The sequence below is a fragment of the Ruegeria sp. AG6 genome, from assembly GCF_056541565.1.
In genome coordinates this window covers 1-1,284 of the sequence record NZ_JBQFYQ010000026.1, presented here as the reverse complement: position 1 = coordinate 1,284, position 1,284 = coordinate 1, and the positions used below count along the sequence as shown (strand labels likewise).

The following is a 1,284-nucleotide window of genomic DNA, read 5'->3' as shown; positions in this document are numbered from 1 at the left end:
AAAACAAAAAAAGGCCGCCCCGGTGTGGAGCGGCCTTCTTTAGTTCGACGGTGTGGGCTCTCATTGCTCTTTCAGAGCAACTGCCGCCCACCAGTCGGCAAAGCCGACTTACTCGATGATTTTCGACACGACGCCGGCGCCGACGGTGCGGCCGCCTTCGCGGATGGCGAAGCGCAGGCCGTCTTCCATCGCGATCGGAGCGATCAGCTCGACGGTGAAGCCGACGTTGTCGCCAGGCATAACCATCTCGGTGCCAGCCGCCAGGGTCACGGTGCCGGTCACGTCAGTGGTCCGGAAGTAGAACTGCGGACGGTAGTTCGCGAAGAACGGGGTGTGACGGCCGCCTTCTTCCTTGGTCAGGATATAGGCTTCGGCTTCGAACTTGGTGTGCGGTGTCACCGAACCCGGCTTACACAGAACCTGGCCACGCTCAACGCCGTCACGGTCGATACCGCGCAGCAGGGCGCCGATGTTGTCGCCCGCTTCACCGCGATCCAGCAGCTTGCGGAACATTTCAACACCGGTACAGGTGGTTTTCTGAGTGTCGCGGATGCCGACGATTTCGATCTCGTCGCCAACATTGATCACCCCACGCTCGACACGGCCGGTCACAACGGTACCACGGCCCGAGATCGAGAACACGTCTTCAACCGGCATCAGGAACGGCTTGTCGACTTCACGCTCAGGGGTGTCGATGTAGTCATCAACAGCCGCCATCAGTTCGCGGATCTTCGCTTCGCCGATTTCCGGGTTGTTGCCTTCCATCGCGGCCAGAGCCGAACCTGCAATGATCGGAATATCGTCGCCAGGGTATTCGTAGCTGGACAGCAGTTCGCGAACTTCCATCTCAACCAGTTCCAGCAGCTCTTCGTCGTCGACCTGGTCAACTTTGTTCATGAACACGACCATCTTCGGGATGCCAACCTGGCGGCCCAGCAGGATGTGCTCGCGGGTCTGCGGCATCGGGCCGTCAGCGGCGTTCACAACCAGGATCGCGCCGTCCATCTGCGCCGCACCGGTGATCATGTTCTTGACGTAGTCGGCGTGGCCGGGGCAGTCGACGTGCGCATAGTGGCGGTTGTCGGTCTCGTATTCCACGTGGGCGGTCGAGATGGTGATGCCACGTGCTTTTTCTTCAGGCGCGCCGTCAATCTGGTCATACGCTTTGAAGTCACCGAAATACTTGGTGATTGCTGCGGTCAGCGTGGTCTTGCCGTGGTCAACGTGGCCAATCGTGCCGATGTTGACGTGCGGTTTTGTACGCTCAAACTTTTCCTTTGCCAT

General features: G+C 59.7%; 1 protein-coding gene. It reads right to left on the bottom strand.

All coding sequences use genetic code 11. The annotated features are described in order from the left end of the window. Positions 1-108: 108 nt before the first annotated feature. Positions 109-1,284 (bottom strand): elongation factor Tu (tuf, locus tag ACR0I0_RS20560; protein ID WP_171725214.1); only part of this gene is annotated, 1,176 nt, incomplete at its 5' end.